Genomic DNA, 15,400 nt, shown 5'->3' with positions numbered 1-15,400 from the left:
AAGATAACATTGGATTAACCGGAAAACCCAATTAAAGGAGTCCTTCATATGCAGGTCACGCAGCATTTCGACCCCCAGGTCCTTGGCCATCTGAAAGGCAAAGTAAAAGTAATCAAAAACGAAAAAGGCGCCATTTATTTGGTCGGCCCCATCAAGCTTCCGGTCAACCTGCTTGGGGAGACCGTCGAATTTAAGTGGTACTGCTGGCTGAACTGCGAGGAAGTAACCGAAGATTTCGAGCGGATCATCGCGAAGCTGTCGTCCGCCAACCTGGCCGAGCTGCAGCAGTCGAGCGTGCTCGTCCATGGCGACTTTGCAAATGCGGAGCATGCGCTTATCCGGTTCCACTCGATTTGCCATACCGGCGATATATTCGGCAGCAAGCGCTGCGACTGCGGCTACCAGCTTAAACAATCGATGAAGCATGTCGCCGACAACGGGAGCGGCGCCATTTTTTACTTGGCGAACCACGAGGGCCGGGGTATCGGGCTTTTCAGCAAAGCGCTGGCCTATATTTTGCAGGAAAACGGCTACGACACGGTCGATGCCAATCTTCAGCTCGGCTTCGTAGACGACTCGCGCGACTATGGCGATGCGATCAAGGTATTAAAGGAGCTTCGTTCCAAGCCCGTCACGCTGATCACGAACAACCCCAAGAAGCTCGAAGCGCTGCGTCAGGCCGGCCTGGATGTGGAGGATCGGGTTCAACTGTGGGGCGACGTGTCCGAATACAACGAGAAATATCTCAAGACGAAGATCGAGCGCGCAGGTCATTTAAATGAAGACGAAGGCTGCTGCAACAATGACTAACCACGAATTTTACATGCGGCTCGCCTTGCAGAATGCGATGGCGATGAAGGGCCAGACCGATCCGAACCCGCTCGTCGGATCGGTCATCGTGAACGACAACCGCATCGTCGGCGTCGGGGCGCATATGAAGGCCGGCGAGCCTCATGCGGAGATTCATGCGATTCGCATGGCAGGCGAGCATACGCGCGGAGCCACCATCTATGTCACGCTGGAGCCCTGCTCTCATCACGGCAGGACGGGGCCTTGCGCGGTGGCGATCGTGGAAGCGGGCATACGGCGGGTGGTCATCGCTGCGCTCGACCCGAACCCGCTCGTATCGGGAAGAGGTGTCGCCATTTTGCGGGAAGCGGGGATCGAGGTCATCGTCGGCGTCTGTGAAGACGATTCCCGGAGGATGAATGAAGTATTCAACAAATTTATCGTGAGCAAGCTTCCCTTCTTGACCCTGAAGTCCGCGGTGACGATGGACGGGAAGACCGCAAGTTATACTTCCGACAGTAAATGGATCACCTCGGAGGCCGCGCGCGAGGACGTTCACCTGCTCCGCAATCAGAACGCCGCGATCCTCGTCGGCGTCACTACGATTGTCAAGGATGACTCCCAATTGACGACGAGAGTGCCGAACGGGAGAAATCCGGTTCGCGTCATCCTGGATTCCGCCCTGCGGATTCCCATGAATGCGAAGGTCGTAACGGACGGAGAAGCGCCGACCTGGGTTTTTACGACGCCGTCTTACGACCCCGGCAAGAAAAAAGCGCTGGAAGAAGCCGGCGTGCATATTTTCGTAACCGGACAAGAAGGCCGGGTCGATCCTTTCGAGGTCGTTCGAACCCTGGGCGAGAAGTCGATTTCCTCGCTGATGATTGAAGGGGGCAGCGAGATCAACGCATCCTTCTTCGAAAGCCGGCTTGTCGACAAGCTCGTCATCTACATGGCGCCCAAGTTAATCGGCGGCCGGGGTGCGCCGACGTTTCTGGAAGGCACCGGTTTTGAAAAAATGAACGAGGCGGTTGAAGTAAGCCAGATGAGCGTCGAGCAGATAGGCAAAGACTTTAAGTTTACCGGTTATCCTATATATAGAGAGCATTGAGATAGGGGGACAAAAGCAATGGGAGAGGGACCGATTGCAAACGCTGGAATGGAGATCGGCATTTATACGCTAGCGGATATCGTTCCGGATCCGCATACGAATCGAACCGTCAGCGCCAGTCAGAGAATCACAGAAATCATCGAAGCGGCAAGGCTCGCAGACGAAGCGGGGTTAGACCTGTTCGGGGTCGGCGAGCATCATCGCCTGGATTATGCCACATCGGCGCCGGCCGTCGTTCTGGCCGCTATCGCCCAGCGCACGAAACGAATCAAGTTAACGAGCACGACCACTGTATTAAGCACCGTGGACCCGGTTCGGCTTTTCGAGGACTTTGCGACGCTGGATCTTATCTCGGACGGACGGGCGGAAGTGATCGCCGGCCGTGGCGCATTTATAGAGTCCTTCCCTCTCTTCGGCTACGATACCAAGGACTACGACGCGTTGTTCGAGGAGCATCTGCAGCTCTTTCTTAAGCTCAATGAATCGGAAAAGGTCACATGGGACGGCCGGTATCGTCCATCGCTGCGAAATGCCGAGATCGCTCCCCGTCCGCTCCAGCGGCAGCTGCCGATCTGGGTCGGCGTGGGAGGAACGCCCGAGAGCGCGGCCAGAGCAGGCAGACACGGCGTGGGCATGGCGATCGCGATGCTCGGAGGCGACCCGGCGAGATTTGTGCCGCTCGCCGAAGCATACCGGGAAGCCGGCAAGCTGGCGGGACACGATGCGGAGCTGCTCAAGATCGGCATTACGGGGCATGGATATATCGCGAAAACGACACAGCAAGCCAAGAACGAATACTATCCTTATTATTCGAATTATTGGTCGTACGTGAATCGGCAGCGAGGAATGACGCTCACCATGAGCCGTTCCGACTTTGAACGAATGGCCGCTCCGGAGACGGCTTTGTTCGTGGGCAGCCCGGAGCAGGTCGCGGAGAAAATCCTGCGTCAATACGAGCTGTTCGGTCACCGGCGCTTCCTGGCCCAGCTCGACATCGGCGGACAGCCCTTCCATAGGGTGGCCGAGGGCATCGAGCTTCTGGCGACAAAGATCGCGCCAGCCGTACGGCGAGCGACAAGCAGAGGGCAAAAAGCGCTGCAATTAGGATGATTCCTCCATCTGAGCTATTATAGATTGTGGCAAGGACAACCCGATGGAGGAAGGATGATCGAAATGGAGTATGTGAAACTTGGGAATACCGGCTTGGACGTGTCCAGACTTTGCCTGGGCTGCATGAGCTTCGGCGATGTGAGCAAATGGACGCATCCATGGATTCTCGATGAGGAGAACAGCCGTCCGATCATCAAAAAAGCGCTTGATCTGGGCATCAATTTTTTCGATACGGCCAATATTTATTCGACGGGTGCGAGCGAGGAGATCGTCGGCCGTGCCTTGAAGGATTATGCCAACCGGGATGAGGTCGTCATCGCGACCAAGGTGTTTTTTCGCATGCAGGAAGGACCCAACGGCGCCGGACTTTCCCGCAAGGCGATCCTGAGCGAGATCGATAAGAGCTTGACGCGGCTTGGTACCGATTATGTGGATCTGTATCAGATCCATCGGTGGGACTACGACACGCCGATCGAAGAGACGATGGAAGCTTTGCACGATGTGGTCAAGGCGGGCAAAGCGAGATATATCGGCGCTTCCGCGATGTTCGCCTGGCAGTTCCTCAAGGCGCAACATGTCGCCGAGAAGAACGGCTGGACCCGGTTCGTCTCCATGCAAAACCACTACAACCTGCAATACCGCGAAGAGGAGCGGGAGATGCTGCCGCTCTGCAAGGCAGAGAAAATCGGCGTGATCCCGTACAGCCCGCTTGCAGCCGGCAGGCTGCTGCGCGATCCTGGCGAGACGACAGCCCGCTCTGAAACCGATCAAGCGCAAAGGTCCAAGTACGATGCGATGCAATCGGCCGACCTGCCGATCGCGCAGCGGGTTGCAGCTATCGCGTCCCGGCGCGGCATACCGCGCGTACAGGTCGCGCTCGCCTGGATGCTGCAAAAGGAAGTCATCACCTCGCCTATTATCGGTGTGACCAGCATGGCTCAGCTCGAAGAGGCGATATCTTCGCTGAGCGTCATATTGACGCAGGAAGAAATCGCGTCGGTGGAAGAGCCCTACGTTCCGCATCCGGTCGTCGGCGCCATTTAGAGATAGCAATCGATCCCAATCATTATTTGTCTTAGGACTTGGAGGCGCGTTTATATGACGTGTCTCTTTGCTGTGCGCATTCTGAGCTGCGTCTAAAAAATTATAACTAAGCCTGAATTTGGACAGGGGCAGCCCGTATCAGTATCCCTCATTGGCTCCCGGATGCAGGACTCAATCGTTTAAGGCGTCGTTGTTCATCCAGCAAGCGGGCCATGTGAGTCCGGATCGCCTCCGAATACGGTGTCGCCCATGACGAGTGAGCGAGATTGCGCGTTTCCAACGGGTCCTCGGTTAAGTCGTACAGCTCGAATTGGTCGGTAACGGGGACCGTTTTATAATGAATTCTGCATGCAGGGGAAGCGGAAGGCAGCGGCTGCGGGCCTGATTCGTCGAGCTGAATCGTAATATCCATAACGCCAGGCTCGCTCCAGAACCGGTCGTTGTCGAAGTAGCGGGAATATTTCCACTGGCTTGTCGGCAGTCCAAGCGGTCCCGGCAGATCGGCGATCACGGTCTCGATGTGATTGGGCTGAACGACGGAGGCGTAGGGCTTGCCCAAAGGATTGCGCTGATGCTGGCCACGGGTGATATCGTCGTCCGTCATAAAATAAACGGGCTCGCCAGGTTTGGCGTATCCGCCGCTATTGTCGCGGCCGAGCAAGAGAGGCGTCAGATCGCGGCCAACGAAAGGGCGGACTTCGCTGAAACGGCTACGCAACCGTTGCCGAATGCCGGGGACGTCTGCATTTACGAGCCCCAACAAGGTCGGCAGCAGGTCGACATGAGAGGTCAGTTCGGACAAGCTTTGACTTTTTGGAAAAAGGCGCTTGTTGGAAATAAAGAGAGGCACATGGAGCACTTCTTCGTAAGCGCAATACATTTTCTGATGCAGCCGTCCGTGAGCGCCGAGCAGGTCGCCGTGGTCCGATGTGAAAACGATAATGGTATCTTCACGGAACGATGTGCGGTCAAGCGCATCCAACACTCGCGTAATTTGTTGGTCTACGTTTTTTTGCAGCTGATAATACAGCTTGCGATAAAAGGGCTCGTCGATAATAGGCTGTAACGCCCTGGGATACGTATTTCTGTAGCTGGCCTGGCAGTCAGGCTTCGTATGCAGCGATTCGCCGATCGTGGGCGGCGGAGGGACCTCGGGCATCGGATCGACCTGAAAGCGGAACAATTGCGGCAAATGGGCGGTCAAGGCGCCATACAGCGTAATGTCGTGCGGGTTTACGAAGGAGGCGACGACAAGCCAGGGCTGCGCGCCAGGATTGGCGCTTTTCTCGCGGTCCAGCGCTTCGAGCAATTGAACGGTTTCGGTGCCATAGACGACGTCTCGACCGCTGTAGCCGATAGCAGCCGAGGATGCGGAGTTGCGGGGACTGCGTCCGTGCGGTTCGGGTCCGATCCAGGACGAAAAGCCAAACGCTTGAAGCGGGTCTGCGGCCAAATACAGTTGTTCACGCTGCGGATCAGGAACGCCGCTGGAAGGATTGTAGCTTGGCAGGTCATCGTGGGTTCCGGGGACGAGAAGGTCTTCATACGAGATATGCCACTTGCCTTTGTAGTACGTTTGGTAGCCGGCCTCGCGAAAGTAATTGCCCATTGTCGGCACCGTATTCGGCGGCAGCCAAAACATATCGGAATCGAACGCATCCTTGGCGATGCCGTTCGTTTGGGTGACGCCATGGAGTGAAGGATAATGTCCAGTAAACATCGTAGCACGGCTCGGACAGCAGGCGGCGCTGCCGATATAATGCCGGCGCAGCTCCATGCTGTTCTCTCGCAGCCGTTCATGGGCCGGGAGGTTCGCGATCCGCCAGGCGCCGATTTCGTCATTTTCGTAGTCAGGCGGATAACGCTCCTCGTCGACGACGATAAGGAGTATGTTCGGATTTTTGATCATAGCCACCACCTCTACAAAAACATATGAGTGGCAGTGCCGGAGTAACACTTCCGCCTCGCCTTCAATATGATGGCCTAGACATGTAAAGAGGTGAGCCAATGGCAGTCGTAAAAGCGAGACAACAGGATATCGATATGTTGGCCAGATTGCTTCGCGCTGAAGCCGAGACCGAGGGCGAGACGGGGATGCTCCTCGTCGGCAATGTCGGCATTAACCGGATAAGGGCGAATTGCTCGGATTTTAAGGGCATCCGGACCATCCCGCAAATGATTAACCAGCCGCATGCGTTCGAAGCGCTGCAGCATGGTCTGTACTATCAGAGCGCAAGGGACCGGGAACGGCGTCTCGCCCAGCGGGCCGTAAACGGGGAACGGAGTTGGCCTGCCGAATTTTCCCTGTGGTATTTCCGTCCGGGATCGTTCGAAAATCCCGGACCTTGTCCGGATACCTGGTATGACCAGCCGTTGGTTGGTCGATGGAAGAAGCACTGTTTTTATCAACCGACCGTAGAAGAATGTGAAAATGTATTCAACACGTTCTAATCGTGTCGGCCTTTTTAAAAAGGAAAAATTTATACTCTCTGATGTAGCAAAAAAGGACGGTGCCGGGAGGCACTGTCCTTTTTTTGTGTAGTCCAATTTCAATCAATGCGATACCATGGAAGGCGCCGGCGCTTTTTCCGACTTGACGCGCGCCTTGCTCCAGTCCAGCTTCACGTACCGCAAGCCATTGGCCAGCGCAGCCAGCACCATGTTGCTGCAAAGCGCGATCCAGGCGCCGACCTGGCCGTAATCCAGCACGACCGTCAGCAGCAGCGTAAGCGGGATGAAGATCATCCAGTTGAGAACAAACGCCACGCGCGACAGATACGTCGTATCTCCGATGCCGCGCAGTCCGCCGCCGAATATGATGCCCGACGTATTGAAGAGCTGGATAAACGCCGCCAGATGAATGAGCGGGATAACGGCCATGTAAACCGCCCGTTCCGGCGTATACAGCTTCGCGATCGGGAGGGCTAAAATGAACATCAGGATAGAGATTAGCACCATGAGCAGCACGCCGAGCACGACTGTCATCAGCCCGAAGCGCTTGGCCTCCGCATGCCGTCCTTTCCCGATTTCTTGACCGGTGCCGATCGTCGCCGCCGCTCCGAAGCCGTTCGAAGGCATGAACCCGAAAGAAAGGATGTTCAGAGCGATCTCGTTCGCAGCGATGGCGACGGTTCCGAGGCGGGAGATGCATATCGTAAACACAAGCATCCCCAGGCTGTTGGACATTTCCATCATGCTGAGCTTCGCGCTCTCGAACACCATCAGCTTCACCTGCTTCCGGTCGAAGCGCTCGCGGGTACGGGTCAGCAGCGTGGCGTTTAGGTAGCCATAATAGACCCACAGACACATGCCGAGCTGAATCACCTCTGCAAGCAGAATGCTCCACGCTGCGCCTTGCAGCCCCATATCGGGAAAGCCGTACTTGCCGTAAGCCAGCACGTAAGTTAGCACGACGACCAGACCGCTGTTGATGAGCGCGATCGTCATGGGCGTCTTCGTGTCGCCGATGGCGCGAAGATAGGCGAAGAAGGCGCCGCTGAAGATGCCGAGGATGAGCGCGATCATCCGGATCATGACGTAATCGGTGCCCAGTGCAACGATCTCGTCGTTAAGCCCCATTGCGCTCAGGATGAGCTCGGGCGCGAGCAGACTTCCCGCCAATAGAACGACCGCGAGCACGCCGGTCAACACGAGCGCGATTTGCATTCGCTGGTTGGCGAGGCGCATTTCGCCGGAGCCATAGTTCTGGGCGACCAGATAGTTGATCGCATTCTGAATCCCTGCACACAGCGCCCACATATTGTAGATCAAAATGTTCGTTACCCCGACGACCGCAATCGCGGCCGCGCCAAGCTTCCCTACAATCATCAAAACGAGCAAGCCCGTAAAAGTCATCGATGAGAACGTAGCGATGGACGGTAAAGCGAGTTGTAAAATTCGTTTTGCCAGCTGCACTTCCTTATGCCTCCTGCCCATGGTGGTCGCGTTGAAACTTGTCGAATTCAAGCGGACATAAGCCCTATTATAAGCGGGTGTTCACACTTTTTCATAGCGGGATTTTCATCCGATTGTGTACGGCGGGTGAAGTGGTGTAATACATAGCATACATTATGTAAACAAATGAAGCTTTTCGTTTGTGATTGCCTAGCATACAAAACTGTCTCACAGCCGGGCATCGCTGTGAGACAGTAAATTATGGCCATTTTTTAAGCAGACAGCGGGTAACGAGGCGTGACGCAGAGCTCGCCTGTGATGTTCGGAGTAACGGCTGCGCCGGCGCCGACGACCAGTTGAATCGTATCGAATCCGGTTTTGGTGAAGGCAAGCGCCGTTCCGGCCGTGATGGTATCCGTTTCAATGATCGTGCCTGTCGGTCCGCCAAGCAGGAAGTTGACGGTCAGCGTTCTGCCTGCAGGCGCTGCGCCGATCAAGAGCGTCCCGGAGACGAAGAGGCTCAGGGGATTGACGTTTAACCGGTATAGATTTGCAGTGATTTCAGTGGCTACCGGCGTAATATTAATGTTGAAGCATACCTGGTCTTGAACAAAGGTCGCCGGAGTACAGCACGAAAAATTGCTTTCGGCGACCATCGGGCTTCTTGAAGAACCGCCTCGACACATATGTCAATCCCTCCCATTGTTTATGGCTACCCTTCTAAGGTACTTTGACTATCCCGTTTTTGTATAAGCTATTGCACCAGGCATTCAGCCCAAATACAGCCTGAGAGGGGGCTGAGGCCCGAATTGTGTTTTTGTCCCGGTCCATTTTGGACATTTGTCCGTATGATGGAGAGTATCCTGATGTGGGTATTCGAGGACGGGCAGGTGAACTCGCGTGAGGAAAACGATACAAGTGAATAAACAAACGACAATCGTAGTTGTAGATGCGACCGCTGAACGGCGAAGAAAAGCGCGTTGCCGACGCCCTGTCCGACGCCGAGGCAGGCGCCGCCGTTTCGATCCGGGGAGGCGCGCTTATTATGAAGAGATCTGCGGTGCCATTTTTCAGAAATGCGATTCGCAGCCCCAAGTCTACTTCAGAGCGATTGAAATGCAGCCGTCTGCAACCATAAAGCTTCAGAACGATACGAATTGCGTTATGGCAGCGATCATTAAAATGCGTACAAAGGAAATCGTGCAACTAGTCGGGCAGTCCCAGCAAATTTCCCTTGTTCTCCCGTCCATATCGAGTCTAACGATTCGCTGCAGCGGAGAAGACGCTGCGCAATGCAGGGGAAGTTATATCATCAGGTTCCGTAGAGGTTGATACGATCCATTGCTCATACCAGTCGAATAATGGTGACAGCCGCACCGGCACCGCCCGAGATCAGTGTGGCGGTGGCAACCAGACCGTACAGCTGCAAAGTAATCGTGGAGCCAGCCGCCAACGTCACCACGATAACATTATTGAACATCGTAGTGGATAGCCCGGTAGAGATATTGGAGGGTACGTTCGCGGTGCCATTGATGATCAATCTGGCGCTGATCAGCAGCGCGGAAGACAGGTTGATCTGATAAGTTATATAGTAGGTGCCGCTCGAAGCGACTGTAAAAATCGTATTTGCACCGTTGATGCTTATCCCGGCGCCGATATTCTGGGAGCTTGGCAGCGGTACACTGGTTCCGCCAAGCACGACCAAAACGCCAGTTCCCGTTGTATTGGCCGCAAACGCATAATTGCTCGTCACGCTCGTGCCGGTTTCACCGGTGGTTCCCGTAATTCCGGTTGCACCTGTGGCTCCGGTAGGGCCAGTCGCGCCGGTGGCACCCGTTGCTCCAGTGGTGCCGGTAGCTCCCGTTACACCAGTTGCGCCTGTTGAACCCGTACCGCCGGTAGATCCTGTCGCGCCCGTGCCGCCAGTAGCACCCGTTGCACCTGTCGAGCCGGTAGAACCTGTGGCACCAGTGGACCCCGTTGCACCTGTGCCCCCAGTCGCTCCAGTGACGCCGGTTGCGCCCGTCGCGCCGGTGGCTCCGGTACCACCAGTAGACCCTGTTGTGCCGGTGGCGCCCGTCGAGCCAGTGACGCCAGTGGCACCTGTACCGCCAGTAGCACCTGTTGCTCCAGTGCTGCCAGTCGCTCCTGTTACACCGGTGGCGCCCGTCGCGCCGGTGGCTCCGGTACCACCAGTAGACCCTGTTGCGCCTGTGGTACCAGTCGCTCCTATTACACCGGTGGCGCCTGTGCCCCCAGTCGCTCCTGTTACACCGGTTGCGCCCGTCACGCCAGTAGAACCTGTGGCACCTGTACCGCCAGTAGCACCCGTCGCTCCAGTTACGCCGGTTGCCCCAGTCGAGCCGGTAGACCCCGTTGCACCTGTGCCCCCAGTCGCTCCTGTTACGCCGGTTGCGCCCGTCGCGCCGGTAGCACCTGTCGCGCCTGTGGTACCAGTCGCACCTGTTGCGCCAGTGCTGCCCGTCGAGCCGGTCGCTCCGGTTTCACCGGTCGCCCCGGTCGGGCCTGTAACACCCTCATGATGACAACAAGCAAAGTGAGAGTCGCTTACATAAATTCTGCGCGTCATCCTTATCATCCCCTTTGTCAATATAGGGCGATGACAGACGATCATCTGTGGCGAATGTACAATCGTCCGATCAACTGCCGGTCCAGCGTCGTCAGAACACTCATACACTTATATGATGCAGAACGGGGTGAGGAGGGACATGCGATTGCACAAGGGAATTAGCATATTTTAAAGCCTATCGTCAAGGTCATCGAATCGAAGTTGCCCGGCGGATACGGCAACATGGTGCTGATCGAGCACGGAAGGTCTGCAGACGTTGTTTGCCAATATGCTACAGAACGGCATTGTGGTCGGGACCGAAGTGAAGGCAGGCGATCGGATTGGCCTGGTCGGCAGCACCGGTCATTCAACCGGTCCGCAATGTCCATTTTGAAGTCCGCATTCACGGTAATAAGATCGATCCGATGCCGTTCCTGGCCAAATTTCAACCGACGGTTAACTAAAGGTAATCCCAGGCCCTTGTAGCGGTAGAAATTGATCAAGTGCGCCGCAACTATTATAGAGATAGCAACGTCAGATCTATGTATAGAATTTTCGTTAGTTATAAAAAATAACCATTTTTACCGCAAATTGTTTGGATAATACGACCAGCGGTTAATAATTTGAGGTAAAATCTAGTGAATCTATTTTAAACGGAGGTAGATTGATGAATTATTTTCTTTGGCGGGACAAAAAACGAGTTCTATTGTTGTTGATGGTTTTAATGGTCTGTAGCATCTCTATAGCAGTAACGATGGTTAAGAAGGCTTCTGCTGCTATGCCAAATGATTGGGCTACATCTTATTATGTCAGTGCCAACAATTATCAGAATCTGTACAGTCTTGGTTACACTTTAGGAAATAATAACGCTAATACAAGTGGTACTCAAAAACCTGCAGTAATTTTATTGTTTGGAATTCAAAAAACTGACACGTCTGGAAATTGGGGAGCGAGCCTTTTTGGAACTTTCAAACGGATGCCCAAGTAGCAACTTTAGCAAAGGAGTTTGCGCGCGGATATTACGCTGCAATTAACAGTTCAAGTGACACAACTTCATCTCTGGTTTTAATTATTAGTACTAATAATGGGGTTGCACAATCGCAAACTATGGGCACCAAATGGGCGAATATCGTAATAAATGCTAATAATCTGGCTTCTGCATATATTTCAAGAACTATTATCTATGGCGGAAATGACATGGAAGTAGGTTTTGTAAGTACAGTTGCCCAAACAAAAAGCTGGGTAACGGGATATAACGCTACTCCTGGCAGATATGCCTTTATGAATACGGGAGATGCTGGTGGATGTCCTATAAGCGGAGGAAATTATTCTTCGAGCACTACCTGTACTGTTACTACTTCTACCTATACTAATTCTTATGATATGGGAAGCATGTTATTTATCTCGTATAGCGGTGCTGGTTACCCACTACCTCAAATATATAGATCTGATGGTGCACAAGCATTTCAATGGCAAAGAATTGCGCGATATTATTATGATTCACATAGCCAGGCGACAATGATTGTAAAAGGTTCGATCTCACAAGAACAAGCTTGCACTGTCACAAATGACCCATGTACAGGAATAAAAAACAGTCCAATCACGGCATTTAATCAATTACAAAATAAATTAAATGCTGATACTGGAACTTCCCAAACAGTATCATACGCAACTGATGTTACTTGGTAAAGGAGATTATGAAAATGAAAAGAATTATTTCGAAATATTTAGTTTTCCCTGTAGTAGTTGCTATTGGTGCAGTACCAATCTTTGCTTATGCAGGAACAACAGAATGGGTCCATCCCTCTCTCTCTGAATCTGAATATCAAATTATAGCTTCAGATAAGGGTCAGTTAGATAAGAAAGAGGAAGCTGATCGGGAAATAAAACGCATTCAAGATGCTAAAAGTGGTAAAATCCCTCAAGCAGATGCGAAAAAAGAGAAAGAAAAAGGACCTGAAATTATTCCTGATGCTCCATTTCCTACTGGCTTTCAGACTCCTGAACCACCGCCAGGAACACACGATTTAAATGTAATTAGTTTATGGCAGGGAACATTTGATGATAACCAAATCAGAGTATATGCTGGAAGTAGTATTAATGATCCCGACCAAGGGATGATAGCAATTCAAAATATTAACACCAAAACTAAAAAATTTAGTTTGTCTAAAATCGCTACCCCTGAGAAAAAAGGAGATATCAGTATTTCTAAGGTCGATGGAGAAAGTGTATATTTGACTTTAAAAGATGGAACAAATTTATTATTTGATTTATCGAGTCTGAGTTTTAAATAAGTCGATTGTCGATTGATTAATAAAAAGGCCACTCTCACTCTAGAGATGGCCTTTTATCGTGACTGCTTTACGTAACCGAAAACAAGATAGGAGGGGGAAGTAAATATTGTTAAAGCGATATATAATTATTATAACAGTATTTATTTTGGTGTTATGCTGGGTATTGTTTTATTTTATGAATATTACAATAAATATAAAAAGTGAATCTAATGAATATTCAAATATTAGCGATCCCACACGTAAAAGTTCGATTGATTCATTAACAGATGGACTAAGTAGAACGTCAAAATTGGAAGAACCAAAAGAAAAGCTTGTGAAATATAAGGGCCTAATTGAGCACATCTTTTTCCATCCATTAATCGCTTATCCGCAATTAGCTTTTGACAATGATGCTCTATCTCGTGGGTATAATGATTATTTTATTACGGTAAGTGAATTTGAGCGAATCATTGATTCATTATACCGTAAGAACTTTATACTAATCCGTCTGGAGGATGTTTACCAAGAAAGAAAAATAAACGGAAAACTTATTCTTGAGAAAAAAGATCTATTCCTTCCAAAAGGTAAGAAAGCTCTTGTGATTTCCATTGATGATTTAAATTATTATCCCTATATGATTGAAAATGGGAATGTGAGTAAACTTGTTCTTACATCGAATGGAAATATTTCAGCTTATACAAAAGATAAGAATGGGAAAGAAAGCTGGTCCAATGATAATGAAATCATCCCAATTTTGAATGATTTTGTTAAACTACATCCGGACTTTTCGTTGAATGGAGCAAGGGGAGTTATTTGTTTGACTGGCTATGAAGGAATACTAGGGTATCATACTCAAAGTGGCTCGCCTAATCGGAAATCTGAAATAATAAACGCCGTTAAAGTAGTAAAAAAATTGAAAGAGCTGGGTTGGTCTTTCGGATCGCATAGTTATGGTCATATTAATGTTGACAAAGTGAGTCTGCAAAAGCTTAAAGAAGATACTGCTCTTTGGAAAAATGAGGTAGAGCCATTAGTAGGATCAACACATCTATATTTTTATCCTTTCGGTTCAAGAGTTAAATACGGCAGTGACAAGTTTAATTTTTTGGTGAAAAGCGGGTTTAAAGTCATTTCTGCTGTTGGCCCTACGTCATATACTAAAATAATTGATGGAGCATTCACAATGGATCGTCGGCACATGGATGGAACTGCATTAATTCAACAACCCAATAGTTTACGGGATTTGTTTGATGCAGGAGATGTTTTAGATAAAGTAAATCGACCACTAAAGTATTGGAATCCAACAAATAGATGATCTGTATGTACCAATCTAAGGTCCGATTGCATCCGAATAAAAGTGATCGTTGAAGAAATAGTAACAGCCCTAGGGGAATCTCTGGGGCTGTTACTTTGTTGGTGACTTTTCAAAGTGCGTCTCGAAAAGCATGCATTTGAGGCCGAACCGTTTAGAGACGTTTCATATGGAAGTTGGAGAAGTGGTGGAGTTGAAAATGGCAAGGCTGGTATCGGCCAATTCTCGGGTAATCTACCGGCGGCGTGAAATCGGATATATGTTTTTGTGTAAGAGGACAAGAACATATATCGTACCTGATCCGCATATAACGCGGATTTTTTGTTGTAACGATACATGTTCTTGTTCAGTGAGAAAGACAAGAACATGTATCGTTAGCCGAAAAAGTCAAGAACATATAGTGTTAGCCGAATATGCCCAATTATTAACGATGAAATGGGTAAATTTTCTATGTCGACATATTTACAATTTGGTGGGGTGTCATAAAAGCAGAATCAATGGAGGTTGGAGTAACTGCGATATTTTTTCTAATATTGCGTATCATTTGTGTGTCACGTCGAAAGATGTAGAAGTAAAACAACTCGCTAAAAGCATTCTAGAAGAATGCGCGGGGGTCAGGTTTTCTGCTCCGACGGCCAAGGGGACTCGTCCCCTTCGGAACCCCATCCCTCGCCGGGAGCAGCCCTTCAAACGCTGTTTGAAGGGAATGGGGGAGGATCAGCCGCATGAGACGCCAGTCAACCCCTTACGGGGTCCTGCACTGCGTTTCGGCTCCTACGGAGTGACTGCTTACTGTTCACGGTTCACAGAAACCTCAGGCTGTGCGTGAGACAGATCGGAAAAGCTGTCGGAAGTATTGGCTCCTGGAACGAACGTAGTTGGCCGCGATCAGAGAATCGATATAGATCCAATCTTCAGCGCGAAGTGTAATCGAGACCTTGTGAGTCTGATTTCCGGAAACTTCCGGAACGGCCGGCAGAAGCTTCACGAACTGATAACGCTGTTTGGCCGGTTCGAGCAAGGCCATGTAATCGTCGATCAGCGTATTGACCTTGCGCTGGTAGGTCGTGATCGTCAAGTCTGGATAGTCCCGATCGGCACGAGCCGCCAGCGACGAAGCCGCCATGCCGAGACGAACCAGCTTGGATGCGATCGTGTTTGCGTTAAGCCGGTCAAGTTCTTCTTCACAAAACCTGTATTTGATAGTACGTTTCAGCGTAAAAACGCCCGGACGCCTACTGTCTAAAGGCCCCGAGCGTCGCGGTCATGTATTTTGTACCCCCGTGTTACCGTACGGG

The 15,400-nt window shown here is 51.2% G+C and carries 16 protein-coding genes; 11 read left to right on the top strand and 5 right to left on the bottom strand.

Annotated elements, in window-relative coordinates:
- The first annotated feature begins 48 nt into the window (after window positions 1-48).
- The 4 genes from ACFSR7_RS21585 (at window position 49) to ACFSR7_RS21570 (ending at window position 4,054) form a co-directional block, all read left to right on the top strand.
- Complete coding sequence (locus tag ACFSR7_RS21585) at window positions 49-810, top strand: GTP cyclohydrolase II (RefSeq protein ID WP_378165139.1); 762 nt, start codon at window positions 49-51, stop codon at window positions 808-810.
- Window positions 803-1,900: a bifunctional diaminohydroxyphosphoribosylaminopyrimidine deaminase/5-amino-6-(5-phosphoribosylamino)uracil reductase RibD gene (gene ribD / locus ACFSR7_RS21580; protein ID WP_378165137.1), complete on the top strand. Its 1,098-nt coding sequence runs from the start codon at window positions 803-805 to the stop codon at window positions 1,898-1,900. Before ACFSR7_RS21585 ends, ribD begins: the two co-directional genes overlap by 8 nt.
- 18 nt (window positions 1,901-1,918) lie before the next feature.
- A complete protein-coding gene (locus tag ACFSR7_RS21575; RefSeq protein ID WP_378165135.1) occupies window positions 1,919-3,010 on the top strand; it encodes an LLM class flavin-dependent oxidoreductase in 1,092 nt (363 codons plus the stop codon).
- Between the two features lie 63 nt (window positions 3,011-3,073).
- Complete coding sequence (locus tag ACFSR7_RS21570; RefSeq protein ID WP_378165134.1) at window positions 3,074-4,054, top strand: aldo/keto reductase; 981 nt, start codon at window positions 3,074-3,076, stop codon at window positions 4,052-4,054.
- A 148-nt stretch (window positions 4,055-4,202) separates the two neighbouring features.
- On the opposite strand, the gene ACFSR7_RS21565 is transcribed toward ACFSR7_RS21570, so the two are convergent.
- Complete coding sequence (locus ACFSR7_RS21565; protein WP_378165132.1) at window positions 4,203-5,963, bottom strand: sulfatase family protein; 1,761 nt, start codon at window positions 5,961-5,963, stop codon at window positions 4,203-4,205.
- A 98-nt stretch (window positions 5,964-6,061) separates the two neighbouring features.
- Here ACFSR7_RS21565 and ACFSR7_RS21560 point away from each other — a divergent pair, with 98 nt between their 5' ends.
- Window positions 6,062-6,505, top strand: a complete 444-nt coding sequence (locus ACFSR7_RS21560; protein ID WP_378165130.1) for a cell wall hydrolase — start codon at window positions 6,062-6,064, stop codon at window positions 6,503-6,505.
- A gap of 102 nt (window positions 6,506-6,607) precedes the next feature.
- On the opposite strand, the gene ACFSR7_RS21555 is transcribed toward ACFSR7_RS21560, so the two are convergent.
- Both ACFSR7_RS21555 and ACFSR7_RS21550 read right to left on the bottom strand, forming a co-directional pair.
- Window positions 6,608-7,969, bottom strand: a complete 1,362-nt coding sequence (locus ACFSR7_RS21555; RefSeq protein WP_378165128.1) for an MATE family efflux transporter — start codon at window positions 7,967-7,969, stop codon at window positions 6,608-6,610.
- A gap of 251 nt (window positions 7,970-8,220) precedes the next feature.
- Window positions 8,221-8,634 carry a DUF3992 domain-containing protein gene (locus ACFSR7_RS21550; protein ID WP_378165127.1) on the bottom strand — a complete coding sequence of 138 codons (414 nt, stop codon included), beginning with the start codon at window positions 8,632-8,634 and terminating at the stop codon, window positions 8,221-8,223.
- A 214-nt stretch (window positions 8,635-8,848) separates the two neighbouring features.
- Between ACFSR7_RS21550 and ACFSR7_RS21545 the strand changes: the two genes are divergently transcribed.
- The gene (locus tag ACFSR7_RS21545) at window positions 8,849-9,280 is read left to right on the top strand and encodes an S-Ena type endospore appendage (RefSeq protein ID WP_378165125.1); all 432 of its coding nucleotides are present in this window, start codon (window positions 8,849-8,851) and stop codon (window positions 9,278-9,280) included.
- Window positions 9,281-9,293: 13 nt separating this feature from the next.
- Here the strand turns inward: ACFSR7_RS21545 and ACFSR7_RS21540 are convergent, their stop codons facing one another.
- Complete coding sequence (locus tag ACFSR7_RS21540; protein WP_378165123.1) at window positions 9,294-9,701, bottom strand: BclA C-terminal domain-containing protein; 408 nt, start codon at window positions 9,699-9,701, stop codon at window positions 9,294-9,296.
- A 1,084-nt stretch (window positions 9,702-10,785) separates the two neighbouring features.
- On the opposite strand from ACFSR7_RS21540, the gene ACFSR7_RS21535 reads away from it, so the two are divergent.
- From ACFSR7_RS21535 to ACFSR7_RS21515, 5 genes are all read left to right on the top strand, one after another.
- The gene (locus tag ACFSR7_RS21535) at window positions 10,786-10,911 is read left to right on the top strand and encodes a M23 family metallopeptidase (protein ID WP_378166071.1); all 126 of its coding nucleotides are present in this window, start codon (window positions 10,786-10,788) and stop codon (window positions 10,909-10,911) included.
- 273 nt (window positions 10,912-11,184) lie between these two features.
- Window positions 11,185-11,505 carry a hypothetical protein gene (locus ACFSR7_RS21530; protein ID WP_378165122.1) on the top strand — a complete coding sequence of 107 codons (321 nt, stop codon included), beginning with the start codon at window positions 11,185-11,187 and terminating at the stop codon, window positions 11,503-11,505.
- A complete protein-coding gene (locus tag ACFSR7_RS21525; RefSeq protein ID WP_378165120.1) occupies window positions 11,460-12,206 on the top strand; it encodes a hypothetical protein in 747 nt (248 codons plus the stop codon). The genes ACFSR7_RS21530 and ACFSR7_RS21525 overlap by 46 nt, the downstream gene beginning before the upstream one ends.
- Before the next feature lie 14 nt (window positions 12,207-12,220).
- Window positions 12,221-12,811, top strand: a complete 591-nt coding sequence (locus ACFSR7_RS21520; RefSeq protein ID WP_378165118.1) for a hypothetical protein — start codon at window positions 12,221-12,223, stop codon at window positions 12,809-12,811.
- A gap of 106 nt (window positions 12,812-12,917) precedes the next feature.
- On the top strand, window positions 12,918-14,105 hold the full coding sequence (locus ACFSR7_RS21515; protein ID WP_378165116.1) for a polysaccharide deacetylase family protein: 1,188 nt from the start codon (window positions 12,918-12,920) through the stop codon (window positions 14,103-14,105).
- Window positions 14,106-14,916: 811 nt separating this feature from the next.
- Here ACFSR7_RS21515 and ACFSR7_RS21510 read toward each other — a convergent pair.
- Window positions 14,917-15,228: a hypothetical protein gene (locus ACFSR7_RS21510; protein WP_378165114.1), complete on the bottom strand. Its 312-nt coding sequence runs from the start codon at window positions 15,226-15,228 to the stop codon at window positions 14,917-14,919.
- Between the last annotated feature and the right edge of the window lie 172 nt (window positions 15,229-15,400).

It is taken from the genome of Cohnella sp. GCM10020058, from assembly GCF_042683485.1.
In the GTDB taxonomy this organism is placed as follows: Bacteria; Bacillota; Bacilli; order Paenibacillales; family Paenibacillaceae; genus Cohnella.
Note: the sequence above shows the minus strand (reverse complement) of the source record. Positions and strands in the feature narration are given on the sequence as shown.